The organism is Pseudomonas sp. HMWF006 (genome assembly GCF_003061205.1).
GTDB lineage: Bacteria > Pseudomonadota > Gammaproteobacteria > Pseudomonadales > Pseudomonadaceae > Aquipseudomonas > Aquipseudomonas monsensis.
Window position 1 is genome coordinate 24,860 of record NZ_QAIU01000335.1, and the last position, 19,832, is coordinate 44,691.

Sequence of the window (19,832 nt, forward strand, 5' to 3'; positions counted from 1 at the left end):
CGAACCGCCGACCTGTCCCGCACCGAGGATGATGATTTTCATCCAGTCACTCCGTTGAATCCGTTTAGCCGCGCGCGGCAGCGATCTTGATCAGCTTGGCGTAGTAGAACCCGTCATGCCCACCCTGTTGGGCCAGCAATTGGCGACCATGGGGCTGTTTGATCCCGGCCGAGGTGGCCAGATCCAGTTCGCGGGCACCGGGCGTGCGCTCGAGGAACGCAGCGATGACTTCGGTGTTCTCGGTCGGCAAGGTCGAGCAGGTGGCGTACAGCAGGATGCCGCCGACTTCGAGGGTTTTCCACATCGCGTCGAGCAACTCGCCTTGCAGTTGCGCGAGGGCGACGATGTCATCTGGCTGACGGGTCAGCTTGATGTCCGGGTGGCGGCGGATCACCCCGGTCGCCGAGCATGGCGCGTCGAGCAGAATGCGCTGGAACGGCTTGCCGTCCCACCATTTCGCCGTATCGCGGCCGTCGGCGGCGATCAGTTCGGCGTTTAGACCGAGGCGTTCAAGGTTTTCCTTAACGCGCACCAGACGCTTGGCTTCCAGATCCACCGCCACCACGCCGGCCAGCGCCGGCTCGGCTTCGAGGATGTGGCAGGTCTTGCCGCCCGGGGCGCAGCAGGCGTCGAGCACGCGCTGGCCCGGCGCCAGATCGAGCAGATCGGCGGCCAGTTGTGCGGGCTCGTCCTGCACGCTGATCCAGCCCTCGGCGAAGCCCGGCAGGCTGCGTACATCGGCAGCGGATTCGAGGACGATGCCGTCGCGACTGTAGACGCATGGCGTCGCAGCAATGCCAGCGTCCGACAGCAAACCGAGATAGGCGTCGCGGCTGTGATGGCGGCGATTGACCCGCAAAATCATCGGTGGATGCGCGTTGTTCGCCGCGCAGATGGCTTCCCACTGCTCCGGCCAGAAGGCCTTCAGGGATTTTTGCAGCCAGCGCGGATGAGCCGTGCGCACCACCGGGTCGCGCTCCAGTTCGGCGAAAATCGTCTCGCTTTCGCGCTGGGCATTGCGCAGCACGGCGTTGAGCAGGCCTTTGGCCCAAGGCTTTTTCAGCTTGTCGGCGCAACCCACGGTTTCGCCGATGGCGGCGTGGGCCGGCACGCGGGTGTAGAGCAATTGATAGAGACCGACCAGCAGCAGCGCCTCGACATCGGCATCCGCAGCTTTGAACGGCTTTTGCAGCAGCTTCTCGGCCAGCGCCGACAGGCGTGGTTGCCAGCGCGCGGTGCCGAACGCGAGATCCTGGGTGAAACCGCGATCGCGGTCTTCGACCTTGTCCAGTTGTGTCGGCAGCGAACTGTTCAACGAGGCTTTGCCGCTGAGCACGGCGGCGAGTGCCTTGGCGGCGGCCAGACGCGGGTTCATTGCGCGTCCACCACGGCGCCGAGCACGGTGCCGACGGCGAATTTCTCACGACGGCTGTTGAACAAGTCGCTGAAGTTCAGCGCCTTGCCACCGGGCAATTGCAGGCGGGTCAGGCACAGCGCCTGCTCGCCGCAAGCGACGATCAAACCGTCCTTGCTGGCGCTGAGCACTTCGCCTGGCGCGCCCTTGCCTTCAGCAAGTGTTGCCGCCAGTACTTTCAGCGCTTCACCGTTGAGCGTGCTGTGGGTGATCGGCCACGGGTTGAAGGCGCGCACCAGACGTTCCAGCTCGACTGCTGGACGGCTCCAGTCGATGCGTGCTTCGTCCTTGTTCAGTTTGTGCGCGTAGGTGGCGAGCGCGTCGTTCTGCACTTCGCCTTCGAGCGTGCCTGCGGCCAGGCCGGCAATCGCCTGCACCACCGCTGGCGGGCCCATCTCGGCGAGACGGTCGTGCAGCGTGCCGCCGGTGTCGTCGGCGCTGATCGGGGTGACGACCTTGAGCAGCATCGGCCCGGTATCGAGGCCGGCTTCCATGCGCATCACGGTCACGCCGCTTTCGGCATCACCGTGTTCCACGGCGCGCTGGATCGGCGCCGCACCGCGCCAGCGTGGCAGCAGCGAAGCGTGACTGTTGATGCAACCCAGGCGCGGAATATCCAGCACCGCTTGCGGCAGAATCAGGCCGTAGGCGACCACCACCATCAAGTCCGGCTTCAATGCGGCAAGCTCTGCCTGAGCATCCGCGTTGCGCAGGGTCGGTGGCTGCAACACCTGGATATTGTTTTCCAGGGCGAGTTGTTTGACCGGGCTCGGCATCAGTTTTTGCCCACGACCGGCCGGACGATCCGGCTGGGTGTAGACCGCAACGATCTCGTAAGGGCTGTTCAGCAGGGCCTTGAGGTGTTCGGCGGCAAATTCCGGGGTACCGGCAAAAACGATGCGCAGTGGCTCAGTCATGGAAGGCGTCTCATAAAAAGAAAAAGGCTTGCCGCAGCAAGCCTTTGAAGAGGGGCATCAAGCGTTCTGGCGGTGGAGCTTTTCCAGTTTCTTCTTGATCCGGTCGCGTTTGAGCGTGGACAGGTAATCGACGAACAACTTGCCGTTGAGGTGGTCGCATTCGTGCTGAATGCACACCGCAAGCAGGCCTTCGGCGATCAGTTCGTAAGGTTGGCCGTCGCGGTCCAGTGCCTTGATTTTGACCTTCTGCGGGCGGTCGACGTTTTCGTAGAAGCCCGGTACCGAGAGGCAGCCTTCCTGGTACTGATCCATCTCGTCGGTCAGCGATTCGAACTCAGGGTTGATGAACACCCGTGGCTCGGTGCGGTCTTCGGAAAGGTCCATCACGACAATACGTTTGTGCACGTTGACCTGGGTCGCGGCGAGGCCGATGCCCGGCGCTTCATACATTGTTTCAAACATATCATCGACCAACTGACGCACTTCGTCGTCCACTACGGCCACAGGCTTGGCGATAGTGCGCAGACGCGGGTCCGGGAATTCGAGGATGTTTAAAATGGCCATAGGCTGATTGCTGCACATGTTGAGTAAAGTCGGGTCGATGGCCTGGCAGGTCCGAAGATGCAGGCTACCGTTGTGAAGCGTAGCTAATGCAGTTTGCAGTAGCGAGCCACGGGGGCTCTGACGGTTCACGCGAACGCACATGATAAAGGGATTCGCTGCATGAGGAAAACACTACTCGCCCTGCTGCTTCTGGCTTCGGCCGGCGTGGCGCAAGGGCAAGTGCAACTCAGGGATGGTTTTCCACAGCAATACACGGTGGTTTCGGGGGATACCCTCTGGGATATCTCCGGCAAATACCTGCGCGAGCCCTGGCAATGGCCGCAGCTGTGGCGGGCCAACCCGCAGATCGAAAACCCCAACCTGATTTATCCCGGCGACACCCTGACGCTCAGCTACGTCAACGGCCAGCCGCAACTGACCCTCAATCGAGGCGAGTCACGGGGCACGATCAAACTGTCGCCGCGCATCCGCACCAGTCCGGTGGCCGAGGCGATTCCGAGCATTCCACTCAAGTCGATCAACAGTTTTCTCCTGAGCAACCGCATCGTCGACAAGGTCGAGGACTTCGACAAGGCGCCGTACATCGTCGCCGGCGACGCCGAACGGGTGCTCAGCGGCACCGGCGACCGGATTTTCGCCCGCGGCCATTTCGACCCGAACCAGCCGGTGTACGGCATCTTTCGTCAAGGCAAGGTCTACACCGACCCACAGACCAAGGAGTTTCTCGGGATCAACGCCGACGACATCGGCGGCGGTGAAATCGTCGCCACCGAAGGTGACGTCGCCACCCTTGCCCTGCAACGCACCACGCAGGAGGTGCGTCTGGGTGACCGCTTGTTCAGTGGCGAAGAGCGTTCGATCAACTCGACGTTCATGCCCAGCGCGCCCGCCACCCACATCAACGGCGTGATTATCGACGTGCCGCGCGGTGTCACGCAGATCGGCGTGATGGACGTGGTGACCCTGAACAAGGGCAAACGCGACGGCCTCGCCGAAGGGAATGTGCTGGTGGTGATGAAAACCGGTGAGACCGTGCGCGACCGGATTACCGGCCAGCCGCTGAAAATTCCCGATGAGCGGGCTGGTTTGCTGATGGTGTTCCGCACTTACGAAAAGCTCAGCTACGGCCTCGTCCTCAACGCATCGCGCTCACTGGCGGTGCTCGACAAGGTGCGAAACCCTTAGCAGGCTCAACAAGTTACCAACAGAGTTATCCACAGCTTGTTCCGAATGGTTCGGGGCTTATAACGATCAAGGATGATCCATGCCGCTGTCTGTCTGTACGCCGGTCTCCCCTGCGGAACTGGAAGCGCGTTTGCGCCTGCACCGTTTGCCGGGAATCGGCCCGAAACGTTTTGCCAGGTTGCTTGAAGCCTTTGGCTCGGCATCAAAGGCGCTCAGCGCTCCGGCCACAGCCTGGCGCTCACTGGGTATGCCGGCGGCGAGTGCCGAGGCCCGGCGCAGCCCTGAAGTGCGCGACGGCGCCAGCCATGCGATGCGCTGGCTAGAGCAGCCCGGGCAGCATTTGCTGATGTGGGATCAAGCGGATTACCCGGCACTGCTGGCGCAGATTCCCGATCCCCCACCGTTGCTGTTCGTCGCGGGCGATCCGCATATTCTGGAAAAACCGCAACTGGCGATGGTGGGCAGTCGCCGCGCCTCGCGCCCGGGGATGGACACCGCAGTGGCGTTTTCGCGCAGCCTGGCCGGGGCCGGTTTTGTCATCACCAGTGGCCTGGCCTTGGGCATTGATGCTGCCGCGCATCAAGCTGCACTGGACGTTGGCGGGCTGACCGTCGGGGTGTTGGGCACTGGACTGGAAAATTTTTATCCACAGCGCAATCAGCGACTGGCCGAGGCGATGATCGCGTCCGGCAGCGCCGTGCTTTCGGAGTTTCCGCTGGATGCCGGACCCAGCGCCAGCAACTTTCCGCGACGTAACCGGATCATCAGCGGTTTATCCCTCGGCGTACTGGTGGTCGAGGCGAGTGTCGCCAGTGGTTCGCTGATCACCGCACGGCTGGCGGCGGAACAGGGGCGCGAGGTGTATGCGATTCCCGGCTCGATCCATCACCCCGGCGCCCGGGGCTGTCACCAGTTGATCCGCGACGGCGCGGTGCTGGTGGAAACCATCGAACATATCCTCGAAGCCCTGCGAGGCTGGCAACATCCGGCCCTGTCCACAGGCACGCCGAGTGCCGATCATCCCTTGTTATGCCTGCTCCATGCTGCGCCGCACACCAGTGAAGCCTTGGCCCACAGCAGCGGCTGGACACTGCCCAAGGTGTTGGCCGCCCTCACGGAGCTGGAAATGGAGGGCCGGGCGGTGAGTGAAAATGGCCGCTGGTTTGCGCGCGTGAGCTAGGTTTTACGGGGAAGATCGGTAAACTGCGCGAAACCTGTTTGCGGAGATTTTTTCATGGTTAACAGTTGGCGTGTGCAACAAGCCGCACGAGAGATTCGCGCCGGGGCGGTGATTGCCTATCCAACCGAAGCCGTCTGGGGCCTGGGTTGCGACCCGTGGAACGAAGAAGCGGTGGATCGGCTGCTGGCGATCAAGAATCGTTCGGTCGACAAAGGCCTGATTCTGGTTGCCGACAACATTCGCCAGTTCGACTTCCTGTTCGAAGACTTCCCGCAGGAGTGGATCGACCGCATGGCCAGCACCTGGCCGGGGCCGAATACCTGGCTGGTGCCGCATCAGAACCTGTTGCCCGAGTGGGTGACGGGCGTGCATGACACCGTGGCGCTGCGGGTCAGTGATCATCCACAGGTGCGCGATTTGTGTTCCATGGTCGGGCCCCTGATCTCCACCTCGGCCAACCCGCAAGGCCGGCCGGCAGCGCGCACGCGGTTACGGGTCGAGCAGTATTTCCGCGGGCAGCTCGATCTGATCCTCGGCGGACAATTGGGCGGGCGCAAGAACCCCAGCGTGATCCGTGATCTGGCGACTGGCAAGGTCATTCGCCCCGACTGATTCGGCCCATACCTTTGTAAGGTCAGTACTCCTCGGTTTGATGGCGAGGAGTACTACGCGTGTCTGCGATTTATCCTGCAATGGGGCTGCTTTTCTTGTCTGAAAATTCGCCAACTATCTGGATTCATTGATTTTTCCGACTGGATTATCAGACCTCGTTGCGTGGCGGATTTGCCAAAAGCAACCATCCTTTCCCTGCACTCGAAATACTTCGATAAGTTAAGGTCTGCGGAGAAAGAATGGACACTACGGATTTGCAACTCACGGATTACCTGCAGGCGCTTCAGGTGACGTTGAAGAGTCATCATGAGGGTTGCCGTATCGTGAGGCTTGAAGCGGGGTCGGATACTCAGGAGTTCGACCGGTTCATTGATCGGCAATTTCGGCTTCGGCTGCAGCATTACATGCTGACGTCGAGGGCCCGTATGTTCGAAGAGAAACTGGCGATAAGGTCGCGCAGTACGCATTTTCTGCTGTACCGGCACGACCAGCCGCTGGCGGTGCTGAGGGCGACTCCGGCACCGTTCGAATGGGTGTCGCTGGCGCAGCAACATGTTTCTCCGACGGTGGCGTTGTCACGCCATGTCGAATTCAGCCGTTTGATCTCGTACTCGACCAACCCGCTACCGGTGGCGGTCAACGGTCTGCTGGCGGCGGCTACCGAGTGGGCGATAAAAAGCGGTTACCAGGGCGTCACCGCCCTGTGCAGGTCGCAACAGCTGCGCTTTTATCAGCGTTTCGGCCTGATGCCCATCGCTTCCAATGCCTTGCACATCGAACAGCGCGCACGCGGCGATTACTGGGTGTTATCTGCGCAGTGGCGGCAAATCCTCGCGGCGCTTCAACAACCTGGTCACGCGACGGTTGGCCACCCCGTGCAAAAACCATTGGCGTGTCATCCGCTGCAGTTGTGAAGGCGTTCAAACTGCCTTGCCAGCCGGGTTCTGAAACCCTGACTGGCAAGACGCCGAAGGTTTTATCAGGGCAGCAGGATGGTCGAGCCGGTCGTGCGCCGAGCCGACAGCTCGGTCTGCGCCTTCGCCGCATCGGCCAGTGGGTAACGCTGGCTGATTTCGACCTTGAGCTTGCCGCTGATGATCATCTCGAACAGTTCATCGGCCATGCGTTGCAGGTTCTCGGCGTTGTTGGCGTAGGTCGCCAGGGTCGGCCGGGTCACGTACAGCGAGCCCTTGGCCGCAAGTATCCCCAGATTCACCCCGTCCACGGCACCGGACGCATTGCCGAAACTCACTACCAGGCCGCGGGGCGACACGCTGTCGAGCGAGGTCAGCCAGGTGTCCTTGCCGACGCCGTCATAGACCACCGGGACTTTCTTGCCGTCGGTCAGCTCCAGCACGCGTTGGGCAACGTTTTCATGGCTGTAATCAATGGTCGCCCAGGCGCCGTTGGCCTTGGCCAGTTCGGCTTTTGCTTTCGAGCTGACGGTGCCGATCAGCTTCACCCCCAGTGACTTGGCCCATTGGCAGGCCAGCGAACCGACGCCACCGGCGGCGGCGTGGAACAAAATGGTTTCGCCGCCCTTGAGTTCATAGGTCTGGCGCAGCAGGTACTGCACGGTCAAGCCCTTGAGCATCACGCCGGCTGCGGTTTCAAAACTGATTTCGTCCGGCAGTTTCACCAGGTTGTCCTGGGGCAATACGTGCAACTGGCTGTAGGCACCCAACGGGCCGCTGCCGTACGCCACACGATCACCGACCTTGAAGCGGGTGACGTCACTACCGACCGCGTCAACGACGCCGGCACCTTCCGCGCCCAGGCCTGACGGCAAGGCTGGCGGTGCATAGAGGCCACTGCGGAAATAGGTGTCGATGAAGTTCAGGCCGATTGCCTTGTTGGCTACGCGCACTTGATTCGGGCCGGGCGTGGCGGGTTCGTAGTCAACATATTCGAGCACTTCGGGACCGCCGTGGGCGCGGAACTGGATACGCTTTGCCATCTGCCTGCTCTCCTTGGGTCTTTCGTGAGCCCCCTATCCAACTCTCCTGCTTGATCTTCGTCAACTGCGGTGCGCTTGCCTGCGGTGGTATGCTACGCGCCCATTTGCGTCGACCCCCGCCTGCGGGGCGCCGCGTAGTGATGCCCCGATTCAAGGTGAAGCCATGACGACCCGCACCGACGCCGTAAAGGCCTATCTGCTCGACCTGCAAGACCGCATCTGCGCTGCACTCGAAAACGAGGACGGCGGCACGCGCTTCGTCGAAGACGCCTGGACCCGGCCCGCTGGCGGTGGCGGTCGTACTCGTGTGATCGAAAACGGCACGGTGATCGAAAAGGGCGGCGTCAACTTCTCCCACGTGTTCGGCAGCGGCTTGCCGCCATCGGCCAGCGCTCATCGTCCGGAACTGGCGGGGCGCGGTTTCGAAGCCCTCGGCGTGTCGCTGGTGATTCACCCGCACAACCCGCATGTGCCGACGTCCCACGCCAACGTGCGCTTTTTCATCGCCGAAAAGGAAGGTGAAGAGCCGGTCTGGTGGTTCGGTGGCGGCTTCGACCTGACCCCGTATTACGGCAACGAACAAGACTGCATCCACTGGCACCGCGTTGCCGAGCAGGCCTGTGCGCCGTTCGGTGCAGACGTCTACCCGCGTTACAAGGCCTGGTGCGACACCTACTTCCACATCAAGCACCGCCACGAACCACGCGGCATCGGCGGCCTGTTCTTCGATGACCTGAACGAGTGGGACTTCGATACCAGTTTCGCCTTCATGCGTGCCATCGGCGACGCCTACATCGACGCTTACTTGCCGATCGTGCAGCGCCGCAAACATGATGCGTTCACCGCCAAACAGCGTGAATTCCAGGAATTTCGCCGTGGCCGCTATGTCGAGTTCAACCTGGTGTATGACCGTGGCACCCTGTTCGGCCTGCAATCGGGGGGGCGTACCGAGTCGATCCTCATGTCGCTGCCGCCGCAAGTGCGCTGGGCCTACGATTTCAAAGCCGAGCCCGGCAGCGAAGAAGCGCGCCTGACCGACTACTTCCTGCAAGATCGCGACTGGCTCGCTGAGGACTGCTGATGGATCGTTACGTCGTTTTCGGTAACCCGATCGGCCACAGCAAATCGCCGATGATCCACAAACTGTTTGCCGAGCAGACCGGGCAACGCCTCGACTACAGCACCCTGCTGGCGCCACTCGACGACTTTAGTGGCTGCGCCACGGCGTTCTTTCAGGAAGGTCGCGGCGCCAACGTCACTGTGCCGTTCAAGGAAGAGGCCTATCGTCTGGCGAACAGCCTGACTGCTCGTGCGCAACGGGCTGGTGCGGTAAACACCTTGAGCAAACTGGCCGATGGTTCATTGCTGGGCGACAACACCGACGGCGCCGGCCTGGTGCGCGACCTGACGGTGAACGCCGGTTTCAGCCTGACCGGCAAACGCATCCTCCTGCTCGGTGCTGGTGGCGCAGTGCGTGGCGCGCTGGAGCCGTTGCTGGCGGAAAAACCGGCGTCGGTGATCATCGCCAACCGCACGGTGGACAAGGCCGAGCTGCTGGCCGAGTTGTTCTGTGATCTGGGGCCGGTGTCGGCCAGTGGTTTCGACTGGTTGCAGGAACCGGTGGACGTGATCATCAACGCCACCTCCGCCAGCCTGACCGGCGAGGTGCCGCCGATAGCGCCGAGCCTGATCGAACCGGGCCAGACCCTGTGCTACGACATGATGTACGGCAAGGAACCGACTGCGTTCTGTCGTTGGGCCAGCGAGCATGGTGCGGCGGTGTCGATGGATGGTCTGGGGATGCTGGCTGAGCAGGCGGCCGAGGCGTTTTACCTGTGGCGCGGCGTGCGCCCGGATACGGCGCCGGTGCTGGCCGAACTACGCCGCCAGCTAGCGCAATAAGCCTTGCAGGCTCACTCCTGCAGGGGCATGCGGTGTTTGTTGGATCAGTCCTCAAACCGGATCGGGCATTTCTCCGGCCCTTCCAGCTTGCGCAATTCCTCCACCACCTGTGGCCGTGCCCGGCGCAGGGTCAGGCTGCGATTCTGGTGCAGCAGGCGCCGCGCTTCCTGATGCAGCATCTCCACGCCGGAATAGTCGATGAAGTTGATGTGCTGCGCATCAATCACCACCCGCGTGCCGTGCAGCCTTTGCAGGCGCACTTGCAGGTAATGGCTGGCGCCGAAGAAGATCGAGCCACCGACCCGCAGCACATCGTCTTCACCGTCGCGCCAATGCTGGACCCGCGGTTGCGAGGTGCGCTTGAGGTAGAAGAACAGCGACGCCAGCACCCCGGCGTAGATCGCTGTCTGCAATTCCAGCAGCAAGGTCGCGAGGCAGGTCAGCGCCATGACCACGAACTCGGCGTGGCTGACCCGCAGCAACGAGCGGATGCCACGATGATCCACCAGCCCCCAGGCGATCAACAGAATGCTCCCGGCCATGGCGGGAATCGGAATGTGCGAAATCAGTCCGGCGCCGAAAATCGCGAACAACGCTACCCAGATTGCCGAAAATACCCCGGCCAGCGGTGAGCAGGCGCCCGCCTCGTAACTCAGGCCGGAACGGGTGAAGGAGCCGGCGGACAACGATCCGGAAAAGAACGCGCCGACGATATTCGATAAACCCTGCGCACGCACTTCCTGATTGGCATCGAGCAGTTGCTGCGAACGTGCAGCAATCGAGCGGGCGATCGACAGACTGGTGACCAGTGCGAGCATGCCCACTGCCACCGCGCTCGGCAGCAAGCGCAGAATCAGATCCAGATCCAGCGGCAACCCACTGAACGGCGGCAAGCGTCCGACAAAGGTGCTGACCAGATGCACATGGCCGAACATCGACGGCCACAGCCACACGACTGCACTGCCCAGCACCAAAGTTATCAACAGGGTCGGCCAGCGCGGCAGCAGTTGTTTGAGCACGAAACCGACGAGCACCGTCGCCACGCCCAATGCCAATGAGGGTTTATCCACAGCCCGCAGGTGTTGCAGCAGGTCCATCAGGCTGGCCAGTGCCGTGGCTTTCGCCGGCAGGTCCAGCCCGAGCAGGTTGGGCAATTGGCCGATCGCAATCACCACCGCCGCGCCGAGGGTGAACCCCAGCACCACGGAATGCGACACGAAATTCACCAAAGCGCCGAAGCGCAGCAAGCCCAGCAGCCACTGGAAGATGCCGGCAAGAAAGGTCAGCAACAGGATCAGCGTGATGTAGTCCTGCGACGCGGGGACGGCCAGTGGACTGACACTGGCATACAACACAATCGAAATCGCTGCCGTCGGGCCACAGATCAGATGCCACGACGAACCCCACAGGCAGGCGATCATCACCGGGATGATCGCGGCGTAGAGGCCGTACTCCGGCGGCAGGCCGGCAATCAGCGCGTAGGCGATCGACTGGGGTAACGCGAGAATCGCTCCGCTGAGGCCGACGATCAGATCCCGTCCGACGCTGGCGCGGGTTTGTCGCGGCAACCAGGTGAGGAAGGGGAAGAGAGAGTGGCGGCTGGGGAAGGCCATGGAGCCTCGCGGTTGGGGTTTTGTTCAAGGTTATCAGGGTGTCAGGGGAAAGGCCCCTCACCCTGGCCCTCTCCCGGAGGGAGAGGGAACTGAGCGCGGTGTTTATCAGAGATTCACCGACCTGCGATTTCAGAGTTGAGCGCAAGTTTTGAATCCAACAGATATCGGCTCCCTTCCCCCTCGCCCCCCTGGGGGAGAGGGCTGGGGTAAGGGGGTAAAAATCTCACGCCGGGCACAATTCCAACAGTCCCACAATCAAAGCTTTGCCTTGACGGCCGCCAACGCGTCCTTCCCATCGACGGTCTTCACCCCCTCCAGCCATTTATCCAGCACCGCCGGATTGGCCTTGATCCAGGCCTTGGCGGCGTCGGCATTGCTGACCTTCTTGTTCACCACCTCAGCCATGATGCTGTTCTCCATCTCCTGAGTGAACGACAGATTGGTCAGCAATTTACCCACGTTCGGACATGCGTCGGCGTAACCCTTGCGCGTCAGTGTGTACACGCTGCCGGTATCGCCAAAGTATTTTTCGCCGCCCTTCAGATAATGCATTTTCAACTGCACGTTCATCGGGTGCGGTGTCCAGCCGAGGAAGGTGACGAATTTCTGTTTCTTCACTGCGCGCGACACTTCGGCGAGCATCGCCTGTTCGCTGGATTCAATCAGCTTCCACTGGCCCATGTCGAAATCGTTTTTCTTGATGATTTCCTGCAATGAAATGTTCGCCGGGGCGCCCGAGCCGATGCCGTAGATCTTGCGATCGAACTTGTCGGCGTATTTATTCAGGTCGGCAAAGTTATGCACACCGGCGTCCCACACGTAATCCGGCACCGCCAGGGTAAATTCCGTACCGTCGAGGTTCTTCGCCAGTTGCGTGACATCGCCAGGGGCGACGAATTTGTCGTAAAAGCCCTGTTGCGCCGGCATCCAGTTGCCGAGAAACACATCGACCTGACCGTCCTTCAACCCGCCGAAGGTGATCGGTACCGCGAGGGTATCGACCTTGGCCTTGTAGCCCATGCCATCCAGCAGAAACCCGGTGATGGCGTTGGTGGCGGCAATGTCGCTCCAGCCCGGGTCGGCCATTTTCACGGTGTCGCAGCTTTGTTCGGCGAATGCCGATGCGCTGCTCAGCGCTATCAGGCCGACCGTCACTACTGTGGATAACTTGCGCATGGAATTCCCCTTACATTATTGGTTTTGGCAGGGTTGTGGATAACGGGCCTTGCGCTCCAGGTCATCGAGGTCGATGTGGTTGCGCATGTACTGCTGACTGGCGTCCACCAGCGGCTGGTGATCCCAGCTCTTCAGTTTGCCGATGGTCAGGGCATCGGCAACAAAACGACGGCGGCGCTGGCTGGCGAGTACAGCGCGGTGAATCGCCGGAATGTCCCACTTGGCCCGCGCTTCGGCGAGAAAATCGTCGAAAAGCGGGCGATGTTGCGGCGACTGGCTGAGTTCTTCGAGTTCATGCGGATCGTTGTGTACGTCGAAGAGTAGGCACGGGTCGCTTTCACTGTAGATAAATTTGTACGCGCCGCGACGGATCATCATCAGCGGGCTGACCGTGCCTTCAGCCATGTATTCGCCGAACACTTCGTCATGCCCACCCTGCCCTTGCAGATGCGCCAGCAGCGAGCGGCCGTCCAGCGGCAAGTTCGGCTCCAGGCTACCGCCGGCCAGTTCGACGAAGGTCGGCAACAGGTCGGCGGTGGACACCGCGGCGCTGACCCGGCCGGCAGCGAATTGCCCCGGAGCGCTGATCAGCAGCGGCACCCGTGCGGCCATCTCGAACCAGTGCATTTTGTACCAGAGCCCCTTCTCGCCAAGCATGTCGCCGTGGTCGCCGGAGAAGACGATGATGGTGTCGTCGATCAGCCCGGTGTCTTCCAGGGTTTGCAGGAGTTTGCCGACGTTGGCGTCGATATAGCTGCAGGCACCGAAGTAGGCACGGCGCGCGTCGCGAATCTTATCCACAGGCAGCGGCTTGTCCCACAGGTCGTAGACCTTGAGCAGGCGCTGCGAATGCGGATCGAGGGCGTATTGATCCGGGGTGGTCGGCAACGGGATGTCACCATCGTCGTACAAATCCCAGAACGCCTTGGGAATTGTGTACGGGTCGTGTGGATGTGTCATCGACACGGTCAGGCAGAACGGCTGGTCGCCGTCCTCGCGAATGTGGTCGAACAGGTATTGCTGGGCCTTGAACACCACCTCTTCATCGAAGTCGAGCTGATTGGTGCGCACGCACGGCCCTGCCTGCAGTACCGATGACATGTTGTGATACCAGCTCGGACGCACATCCGGTTCGTCCCAGTTCACCGCCCAGCCGTAGTCGGCCGGGTAGATGTCGCTGGTCAGGCGTTCTTCATAGCCGTGCAATTGATCCGGGCCGCAGAAATGCATCTTGCCCGACAGCGCGGTGCGGTAGCCGAGGCGGCGCAGATAGTGGGCGTAGGTCGGAATGTCGGCGGGGAAATCGGCAGCGTTGTCGTAGGCGCCGATCTTGCTCGGCAACTGGCCGCTGACCAGGGTGAAGCGCGACGGAGCGCACAACGGACTGTTGCAGTACGCGGCATCGAACACCACGCCTTGAGCGGCGAGGCGCGAAAGGTTCGGCAATTTGATCGGCGACGGGCCGTAGATTGGCAACATTGGCGCGGCCATTTGATCGGCCATGATGAAAAGAATGTTCTTGCGCTTCATGTGATCGCGGCATTCCATAGTGAATATTTATGCGACATTGCTGCGATCGAGCATGGAGTCCATGCCCTGTCCGGTAAAGCCAGCGCCGGACAATGACTAGGATAAGCACAGCTTATGTATGAAGCCCTCGGCAACCTGTCCCTCGACCTGTTGCGCGCCTTCGAAGCGGCGGCGCGTCATCACAGTTTTACCGCCGCTGCGGTGGAGCTGGGCACCACGCAGCCAGCGATCAGCCAGCAGATCAAGCGTCTGGAAGAACAGCTGGGTGCGCGGCTGTTTGACCGGATCTACCGCGGCATTGAACTGACCGAGGGCGGGACGATCCTGTTCGAGCAGGTTCAGCTCGGTTTGCAGAATATCGACGCAGGATTGAGTGCGATCAGTACGCAACAGCAGCATGAAGTGTTGCAGGTCGCTACCGACTTTGCCTTCGCCGCGTATTGGCTGATGCCACGTTTGCACCGCTTTCATGAAGCCAACCCGCAGGTCGATGTCAGCCTGGTCACCAGCGAGCGCAACCACAACATGCTGCGCACCGACATCGACGTGGCGATCCTGTTTGGCGACGGGCGTTTCAAGCAGGGCGAAAGCCATTGGCTGTTCAGCGAGGAAGTGTTCCCGGTGTGCAGCCCGCAATTGCTCAAGGAGCGCGCCCTGCCCTTGCCCGCCCAGGCGTTGCTGGAGTTTCCGCTGCTGCACTTGCGCGGGGAAAACAGCAGCAACTGGTTTGACTGGAGCGGGCTGTTCCGTGAACTGGGCATCACCACTCCGCCAGCACCGGGGCAGGTGCGTTTCGACAATTACACCCTGTTGATTCAAGCGGCAATCGGCGGCCAAGGCGTGGCGATCGGCTGGCGCCACCTTGTGGATAACTTGCTGAGCCAGGGTTTGCTCTGTCGGCCGATCGCCGAAACCACCTTGTCGCGGCTGGGTTATTACGTGGTGCTGCCCCAGCGTAAACGGCGCGGGGCGTTGATTCAGCAGTTTGTCGACTGGTTGATGGCCGAGCAGGCCAGCAGCGCCGAATCCCTCAAGGGAATGGCCTTGCCTTCGATTGCGGTTTGAAGATCAAAAGATCGCAGCCTGCGGCAGCTCCTGCCGAAGGCTGCGATCTTTTTACGTATCTGTGGCGGCGACAAAATTCACATGTTCACCCACATGCAGCTTCAACCGCAGCTCATCGGCGATCCCCACTGCCACGCGGTTCAGCCGTTCCAGCGGCTCCGCCAGCCCCGGCTCAAGATTGCCGCCCACCTGACTGAAATGCTCGATAGTCAGCCCCGCCACGCCGTGAGGAGCATTCACCAGCGTCCACTGCAGCGGGCTGCTTTGCAGGGCTTCGCGGATTTCTTCGGCGGCGTGGCGTTGCAGTCCGTCGTCCAGCTCCAGCTCGTCGAGGACGGCAAAATTCCCCACCAGAAACAGCCGTGAAACATTGGCCGCCTGCAGGCCGTCGACCAACGCATCGACCGCCAGCACCTGTTCCACCGGGCCGAGCACCACGGACCTTTCCACATGGTCGCTGCTGAACGGCAGGCCCGGTGCATCCAGCAGACAGATCACCGCCGAGCTGCCGGCTACGCTTTGCGTGACCCGCTCGGCGTCGAACAGATCGCCGCTTTTGGTGCGCAGCCCGGGACGTGGCGCGAGTACGTTCAAATCGTCGAGAATCGCGATGACTTCGTGCTGGCGTCGCAGCAACTCAGCCATCAACGCGCCGCCGAGGCTGGCCATGGCACCATAGAGCACCACTTTCACCGTCGGGGTTTCGGCATTTTTCATGGCTGTTTTCCTTGTTGTTGTCCTATATGGCGTGTGACGGTGGAAAACGCCGAGGGTTCGAACCGATTCAGAGGGTTTCAGATGCAAGTCATCAAGGGTTACCACGCCCACGTCTATTTCGACGCCCATACCATCGACCAGGCGCGAGCCCTGTGCGAGCACGCGGCGCAGTTGTTTGCAGTGACGATGGGCCGCGTCCACGAACGGCCGGTCGGTCCGCACCCGGACTGGAGCTGCCAATTGGCGTTCGGTCCGGAGCTGATCGGCGAGGTGTTGCCGTGGCTGGCACTGAATCGACAGGGACTGGTGGTGTTCCTGCACCCCGACACGGGCGATGACTTGCTCGACCACACCGAGCATGCAATCTGGATGGGGGCAATCCGCCCGCTGGATTTGTCTGTTTTTTGATCAGCCAGTTAAACCTGCAAGGTTTCTTCAGGCTCCCCCGGCAGTTGCTCGTCCAGATGCAGCCAGGGCAATTGGCTGTCGGTCCAGATATGCCGCTCGGCCGGCGCTGACTCCGGGTGGTCCAGCGTGGCGATGGTCAGGTCGATGCTCTCGGGGCTGAGTTGCGTCACCAGCGCCAGTTGCGCGCCGCAGTGCGGGCAGAAATATCGCGCGCAACTGCCCGACGAGTCGTAGCGCGAAGGTGTCCCGGCCAGCCACTGGAAGTTGGCCGCTGGCACCGTAATCCATGTGGTGACGATCCCGCCGCTGACCTTGCGGCAGATCGAGCAGTGGCAGTGAGCGATGTCCTGCAACGGCCCGCTGAACTGATAGCGGATATGTCCGCAGTGGCAGCCACCGCTGTGCAATTGGCTCATGTCTGTGCCCTCCCGTCCCCGAATTGATTGACTCCAGTCGCATCCGACAGCCGGTTGGCCGTTCGCCCGAAGCTTTCTGCGGCGAAAGGTAGCTGAAAGGTTGCCCGATTAGGATCGCCGCCACTACCGGCAACAGACCGGTTGGCTGCCGTGTGCGATTGCTCGCCCGCCCGGCCCAATTAACAACAACAATGGTGATTCTGATGTCCTCTGTAGCCCGCCTTTTCGCTGTCACTCCGCCCGTACGTCTCGTGCTTCCCGTTCTGCGCTGATCCCGCCCGGTCCGCTCAATCAACTAGCCGCGCTACGCCTGGAGTATTCCCATGCTGACTTTCCTTGGCTTCGCCATGGTCATCACGTTCATGTTCCTGATCATGACCAAGCGCCTGTCCGCGCTGATCGCCCTGATCATCATTCCGATCATCTTCGCTCTGTTCGGCGGTTTCGCGCCGAAGATCGGTCCGATGATGCTCGAAGGTATCACCAAGCTTGCGCCGACCGGCGTGATGCTGATGTTCGCCATTCTGTACTTCGCCCTGATGATCGACTCCGGCCTGTTCGACCCGGCCGTGCGCAAGATCCTCAAACTGGTCAAGGGCGACCCGCTGAAAGTTTCGGTCGGAACCGCCGTACTGGCGCTCGTCGTCTCCCTCGATGGTGACGGCGCGACCACTTACATGATCTGCGTGGCCGCCATGCTGCCACTGTACAGCCGCATCGGCATGAGCCCGCGAATCATGGCCGGCCTGATCATCCTCGCCGGTGGCGTGATGAACATGACCCCTTGGGGTGGCCCGACTGCCCGTGCCGCCAGTGCGCTGCATGTGGATCCGTCGGACATCTTCGTGCCGATGATCCCGGCAATGGCCGCCGGCGTGGTGGCGATCCTGATCATTGCCTACTTCTACGGCAAACGTGAGCGTGCGCGTCTGGGTGAGCTGCACCTGATTGGTGACGAGATCGATCACAGCGAAATCAGTGTGTCGCAGTTCCCGGATGCCCGTCGTCCGAAGCTGATCTGGTTCAACGGCCTGCTGACCCTGGGGCTGATGTGCACCCTGATCGCCGGCCTGCTGCCGCTGCCGGTGCTGTTCATGGTGGCCTTCAGTATCGCGATGATCGTCAACTACCCGTGCCTGCAAATGCAGAAGGACCGCGTCGCGGCTCACGCCGGCAGTGTGCTGTCGGTGGTTAGTCTGATTTTCGCGGCGGGGATCTTCACCGGTATCCTGTCCGGAACCGGAATGGTCGACGCCATGTCGAAAAGTCTGCTGGCAGTGATTCCGGATTTCCTCGGCCCGTACCTGGCGGTGATCACGGCGCTGGTGAGCATGCCGTTCACGTTCTTCATGTCGAACGACGCGTTCTACTACGGCGTGTTGCCGGTGCTCTCCGAAGCGGCCAGCCATTACGGCATCACTGCCGTGGAAATGGCCCGTGCCTCGATCGTCGGTCAGCCCGTCCACTTGTTGAGCCCGTTGGTGCCATCGACTTATCTGTTGGTCGCTTTGGCCGGTATCGAATTCGGTGACCACCAGCGCTTCACCTTGAAGTGGGCAGTTCTGGTCTGTCTGTGCATACTGGTGGCCGCCTTGCTGCTGGGGACGTTCCCGCTGTTCAGCACGTTGTAACGGCATTCACTCACCATGACGCCAGCTGCTTGCTGGCGTCCTGGTTTAACACTCGCTCAAAGGAATACACATGGATTGGCTGACCAACCCCGAAATCTGGGTTGCCTTCTTTACCCTGACCGCCCTCGAAATCGTTCTGGGCATCGATAACATCATCATGATTTCGATCCTGGTCAGCCGCATGCCCAAGCACATGCAGCAGCGCACGCGCATCTTCGGCCTGGGCCTGGCGATGATCACGCGGATCCTGTTGCTGCTGTCGATCACCTGGGTCATGCGCCTGACCGCCGACCTGTTCGTGGTGTTCGGCCAGGGCATTTCCGGGCGTGACCTGATCCTGTTCTTCGGTGGCCTGTTCCTTTTGTGGAAGAGCTCGCAAGAGATGTACCACGCGCTGGAAGGCGAAGACGAAAGCGACGAAACCCCCGGTGGCAAGGGCGGCAACTTCCTGTACACCATCATTCAGATCGCAATCATCGACATCGTGTTCTCGCTGGACTCGGTGATCACCGCTGTCGGCATGGTGTCCCACGTGCCGGTGATGGTCGCGGCGATCGTCGTCGCCGTGCTGGTGATGATGGCCGCCTCGGGCAAGATCAGCGAATTCATCGACAAGCACCCGTCGCTGAAAATGCTCGCGCTGTCGTTCCTGCTGGTGGTGGGTACCGTACTGATCGCCGAGTCGTTCGACGTGCATGTACCGAAGGGCTACGTCTACTTCGCCATGGCGTTCTCGCTGGCCGTTGAAGCGATCAACATCAAGCTGCGCGGCGCGATGGCCAAGAAGAAACAGCAGCAAGATCCAGTGAAACTGCGCAAGGACATTCCGGGGCAATAACCGGGTAATCCAGACGCAGGCAATACCCCTGTGGGAGCGAGCCTGCTCGCGAAAACGGAGTGTCAGTCGACAACCATGTTGGCTGATCCACCGCTTTCGCGAGTAGGCTCGCTCCCACATTTTTTTGTGCAGCATTCAGGCACCGCGGACCCTGTGGGAGCTGGCTTGCCAGCGATAGCGGAATGTCAGGCGACATCAATGGTGGTTGTGCCGACGCCATCGCTGGCAAGCCAGCTCCCACAGGGGCGGCGTTGATTTAAATGGGAGTGAATGAAGCGCTGTTCATGACACTTTTGTTTCAATCAGCACTTTAGCTGTGCAATGCTGGCGCCCAGGCCGTTAGCCAACTACAGCTTAAGTACAAGACGTAGAAACAGCGCGGTACCGTCAACTTGCCCCTCTGGGGCGCTGCGACTAGAGGGGGTCTGCATGCTCACCCTGCTCAATCTGCTTTCCGCCGTGGCCTTGTTGATCTGGGGCACGCACATCGTCCGGACCGGCATCCTGCGGGTGTACGGCACCAACCTGCGCCACGTTATTGGTCAAAACATGTCCAGGCGCTGGCTCGCCTTTGTCGCCGGCATCGTCGTCACCGCGATGGTGCAGAGCAGCAACGCCACCGCGATGCTCGTGACGTCTTTCGTTGGCCAGGGCCTGATGGCGCTGACCCCGGCGCTGGCGACCATGCTCGGCGCCGACGTCGGGAC

Annotated in this window: 20 protein-coding genes; 11 read left to right on the forward strand and 9 right to left on the reverse strand. The window is 61.3% G+C overall.

All coding sequences use genetic code 11. From position 1 onward, the window contains the following. Positions 1-64: 64 nt before the first annotated feature. The 3 genes from rsmB to def are packed head-to-tail and all read right to left on the reverse strand — an operon-like array spanning position 65 to position 2,895. Positions 65-1,375 (reverse strand): 16S rRNA (cytosine(967)-C(5))-methyltransferase RsmB, encoded by a 1,311-nt coding sequence (gene rsmB, locus DBR24_RS13525; RefSeq protein WP_128615009.1) that lies wholly within the window; start codon positions 1,373-1,375, stop codon positions 65-67. Then, positions 1,372-2,331 (reverse strand): methionyl-tRNA formyltransferase, encoded by a 960-nt coding sequence (gene fmt, locus DBR24_RS13530; RefSeq protein ID WP_128615010.1) that lies wholly within the window; start codon positions 2,329-2,331, stop codon positions 1,372-1,374. Before fmt ends, rsmB begins: the two co-directional genes overlap by 4 nt. Positions 2,332-2,388: 57 nt before the next feature. Next, entirely contained in the window at positions 2,389-2,895 is a 507-nt protein-coding gene (gene def / locus DBR24_RS13535; protein WP_027610272.1) for a peptide deformylase, read from the reverse strand. 159 nt (positions 2,896-3,054) lie between these two features. On the opposite strand from def, the gene DBR24_RS13540 reads away from it, so the two are divergent. The 4 genes from DBR24_RS13540 (at position 3,055) to DBR24_RS13555 (ending at position 6,786) form a co-directional block, all read left to right on the forward strand. Then, a complete protein-coding gene (locus DBR24_RS13540) occupies positions 3,055-4,080 on the forward strand; it encodes a LysM peptidoglycan-binding domain-containing protein (protein ID WP_128615011.1) in 1,026 nt (341 codons plus the stop codon). Positions 4,081-4,159: 79 nt separating this feature from the next. After that, positions 4,160-5,260, forward strand: coding sequence for a DNA-processing protein DprA (gene dprA / locus DBR24_RS13545; protein ID WP_128615012.1), 1,101 nt, complete (start codon positions 4,160-4,162; stop codon positions 5,258-5,260). Positions 5,261-5,314: 54 nt separating this feature from the next. Next, complete coding sequence (locus tag DBR24_RS13550; protein WP_123470125.1) at positions 5,315-5,872, forward strand: L-threonylcarbamoyladenylate synthase; 558 nt, start codon at positions 5,315-5,317, stop codon at positions 5,870-5,872. Between the two features lie 239 nt (positions 5,873-6,111). Then, the gene (locus DBR24_RS13555) at positions 6,112-6,786 is read left to right on the forward strand and encodes a hypothetical protein (RefSeq protein WP_128615013.1); all 675 of its coding nucleotides are present in this window, start codon (positions 6,112-6,114) and stop codon (positions 6,784-6,786) included. 65 nt (positions 6,787-6,851) lie between these two features. On the opposite strand, the gene DBR24_RS13560 is transcribed toward DBR24_RS13555, so the two are convergent. Then, entirely contained in the window at positions 6,852-7,829 is a 978-nt protein-coding gene (locus tag DBR24_RS13560) for a quinone oxidoreductase (RefSeq protein WP_128615014.1), read from the reverse strand. Between the two features lie 163 nt (positions 7,830-7,992). On the opposite strand from DBR24_RS13560, the gene hemF reads away from it, so the two are divergent. Together hemF and aroE are read left to right on the forward strand one after the other, a co-directional pair. Continuing rightward, positions 7,993-8,910: an oxygen-dependent coproporphyrinogen oxidase gene (hemF, locus tag DBR24_RS13565; protein WP_123470131.1), complete on the forward strand. Its 918-nt coding sequence runs from the start codon at positions 7,993-7,995 to the stop codon at positions 8,908-8,910. After that, positions 8,910-9,731, forward strand: a complete 822-nt coding sequence (gene aroE / locus DBR24_RS13570; RefSeq protein ID WP_123470132.1) for a shikimate dehydrogenase — start codon at positions 8,910-8,912, stop codon at positions 9,729-9,731. The genes hemF and aroE overlap by 1 nt, the downstream gene beginning before the upstream one ends. Before the next feature lie 44 nt (positions 9,732-9,775). Here aroE and DBR24_RS13575 read toward each other — a convergent pair whose 3' ends face one another. The 3 genes from DBR24_RS13575 to betC all read right to left on the reverse strand — a co-directional run bounded on the left by DBR24_RS13575 (position 9,776) and on the right by betC (position 14,050). Beyond that, positions 9,776-11,344: a SulP family inorganic anion transporter gene (locus tag DBR24_RS13575; protein ID WP_128615015.1), complete on the reverse strand. Its 1,569-nt coding sequence runs from the start codon at positions 11,342-11,344 to the stop codon at positions 9,776-9,778. A gap of 255 nt (positions 11,345-11,599) precedes the next feature. Continuing rightward, the gene (gene choX, locus DBR24_RS13580; RefSeq protein WP_128615016.1) at positions 11,600-12,520 is read right to left on the reverse strand and encodes a choline ABC transporter substrate-binding protein; all 921 of its coding nucleotides are present in this window, start codon (positions 12,518-12,520) and stop codon (positions 11,600-11,602) included. Positions 12,521-12,535: 15 nt separating this feature from the next. Continuing rightward, positions 12,536-14,050: a choline-sulfatase gene (gene betC / locus DBR24_RS13585; protein ID WP_128615017.1), complete on the reverse strand. Its 1,515-nt coding sequence runs from the start codon at positions 14,048-14,050 to the stop codon at positions 12,536-12,538. A 114-nt stretch (positions 14,051-14,164) separates the two neighbouring features. Between betC and DBR24_RS13590 the strand changes: the two genes are divergently transcribed. After that, the gene (locus DBR24_RS13590; protein ID WP_123470139.1) at positions 14,165-15,115 is read left to right on the forward strand and encodes a LysR family transcriptional regulator; all 951 of its coding nucleotides are present in this window, start codon (positions 14,165-14,167) and stop codon (positions 15,113-15,115) included. A 51-nt stretch (positions 15,116-15,166) separates the two neighbouring features. Here the strand turns inward: DBR24_RS13590 and DBR24_RS13595 are convergent, their stop codons facing one another. Beyond that, the gene (locus DBR24_RS13595; RefSeq protein WP_128615018.1) at positions 15,167-15,832 is read right to left on the reverse strand and encodes an NAD(P)-dependent oxidoreductase; all 666 of its coding nucleotides are present in this window, start codon (positions 15,830-15,832) and stop codon (positions 15,167-15,169) included. Positions 15,833-15,913: 81 nt separating this feature from the next. On the opposite strand from DBR24_RS13595, the gene DBR24_RS13600 reads away from it, so the two are divergent. Next, a complete protein-coding gene (locus tag DBR24_RS13600) occupies positions 15,914-16,240 on the forward strand; it encodes a DOPA 4,5-dioxygenase family protein (protein WP_128615019.1) in 327 nt (108 codons plus the stop codon). A gap of 8 nt (positions 16,241-16,248) precedes the next feature. Here DBR24_RS13600 and DBR24_RS13605 read toward each other — a convergent pair whose 3' ends face one another. Then, on the reverse strand, positions 16,249-16,656 hold the full coding sequence (locus tag DBR24_RS13605; RefSeq protein WP_123470145.1) for a GFA family protein: 408 nt from the start codon (positions 16,654-16,656) through the stop codon (positions 16,249-16,251). A gap of 323 nt (positions 16,657-16,979) precedes the next feature. Here DBR24_RS13605 and DBR24_RS13610 point away from each other — a divergent pair, with 323 nt between their 5' ends. From DBR24_RS13610 to DBR24_RS32135, 3 genes are all read left to right on the forward strand, one after another. Next, a complete protein-coding gene (locus tag DBR24_RS13610) occupies positions 16,980-18,287 on the forward strand; it encodes a CitMHS family transporter (protein ID WP_123470147.1) in 1,308 nt (435 codons plus the stop codon). Between the two features lie 70 nt (positions 18,288-18,357). Continuing rightward, positions 18,358-19,125 (forward strand): TerC family protein, encoded by a 768-nt coding sequence (locus DBR24_RS13615; RefSeq protein WP_123470149.1) that lies wholly within the window; start codon positions 18,358-18,360, stop codon positions 19,123-19,125. Between the two features lie 429 nt (positions 19,126-19,554). Then, a partial coding sequence (locus tag DBR24_RS32135; protein WP_256591464.1) for a Na/Pi symporter occupies positions 19,555-19,832 on the forward strand: 278 nt, incomplete at its 3' end.

Excerpts from the sequence above, each read along its gene's own strand:
- rsmB (WP_128615009.1), bottom strand. The coding sequence starts at position 1,375 with ATGAACCCGCGTCTGGCCGCCGCCAAGGCACTCGCCGCCGTGCTCAGC.
- fmt (WP_128615010.1), bottom strand. The coding sequence starts at position 2,331 with ATGACTGAGCCACTGCGCATCGTTTTTGCCGGTACCCCGGAATTTGCC.
- def (WP_027610272.1), bottom strand. The coding sequence starts at position 2,895 with ATGGCCATTTTAAACATCCTCGAATTCCCGGACCCGCGTCTGCGCACT.
- DBR24_RS13540 (WP_128615011.1), top strand. The coding sequence starts at position 3,055 with ATGAGGAAAACACTACTCGCCCTGCTGCTTCTGGCTTCGGCCGGCGTG.
- dprA (WP_128615012.1), top strand. The coding sequence starts at position 4,160 with ATGCCGCTGTCTGTCTGTACGCCGGTCTCCCCTGCGGAACTGGAAGCG.
- DBR24_RS13550 (WP_123470125.1), top strand. The coding sequence starts at position 5,315 with ATGGTTAACAGTTGGCGTGTGCAACAAGCCGCACGAGAGATTCGCGCC.
- DBR24_RS13555 (WP_128615013.1), top strand. The coding sequence starts at position 6,112 with ATGGACACTACGGATTTGCAACTCACGGATTACCTGCAGGCGCTTCAG.
- DBR24_RS13560 (WP_128615014.1), bottom strand. The coding sequence starts at position 7,829 with ATGGCAAAGCGTATCCAGTTCCGCGCCCACGGCGGTCCCGAAGTGCTC.
- hemF (WP_123470131.1), top strand. The coding sequence starts at position 7,993 with ATGACGACCCGCACCGACGCCGTAAAGGCCTATCTGCTCGACCTGCAA.
- aroE (WP_123470132.1), top strand. The coding sequence starts at position 8,910 with ATGGATCGTTACGTCGTTTTCGGTAACCCGATCGGCCACAGCAAATCG.
- DBR24_RS13575 (WP_128615015.1), bottom strand. The coding sequence starts at position 11,344 with ATGGCCTTCCCCAGCCGCCACTCTCTCTTCCCCTTCCTCACCTGGTTG.
- choX (WP_128615016.1), bottom strand. The coding sequence starts at position 12,520 with ATGCGCAAGTTATCCACAGTAGTGACGGTCGGCCTGATAGCGCTGAGC.
- betC (WP_128615017.1), bottom strand. The coding sequence starts at position 14,050 with ATGAAGCGCAAGAACATTCTTTTCATCATGGCCGATCAAATGGCCGCG.
- DBR24_RS13590 (WP_123470139.1), top strand. The coding sequence starts at position 14,165 with ATGTATGAAGCCCTCGGCAACCTGTCCCTCGACCTGTTGCGCGCCTTC.
- DBR24_RS13595 (WP_128615018.1), bottom strand. The coding sequence starts at position 15,832 with ATGAAAAATGCCGAAACCCCGACGGTGAAAGTGGTGCTCTATGGTGCC.
- DBR24_RS13600 (WP_128615019.1), top strand. The coding sequence starts at position 15,914 with ATGCAAGTCATCAAGGGTTACCACGCCCACGTCTATTTCGACGCCCAT.
- DBR24_RS13605 (WP_123470145.1), bottom strand. The coding sequence starts at position 16,656 with ATGAGCCAATTGCACAGCGGTGGCTGCCACTGCGGACATATCCGCTAT.
- DBR24_RS13610 (WP_123470147.1), top strand. The coding sequence starts at position 16,980 with ATGCTGACTTTCCTTGGCTTCGCCATGGTCATCACGTTCATGTTCCTG.
- DBR24_RS13615 (WP_123470149.1), top strand. The coding sequence starts at position 18,358 with ATGGATTGGCTGACCAACCCCGAAATCTGGGTTGCCTTCTTTACCCTG.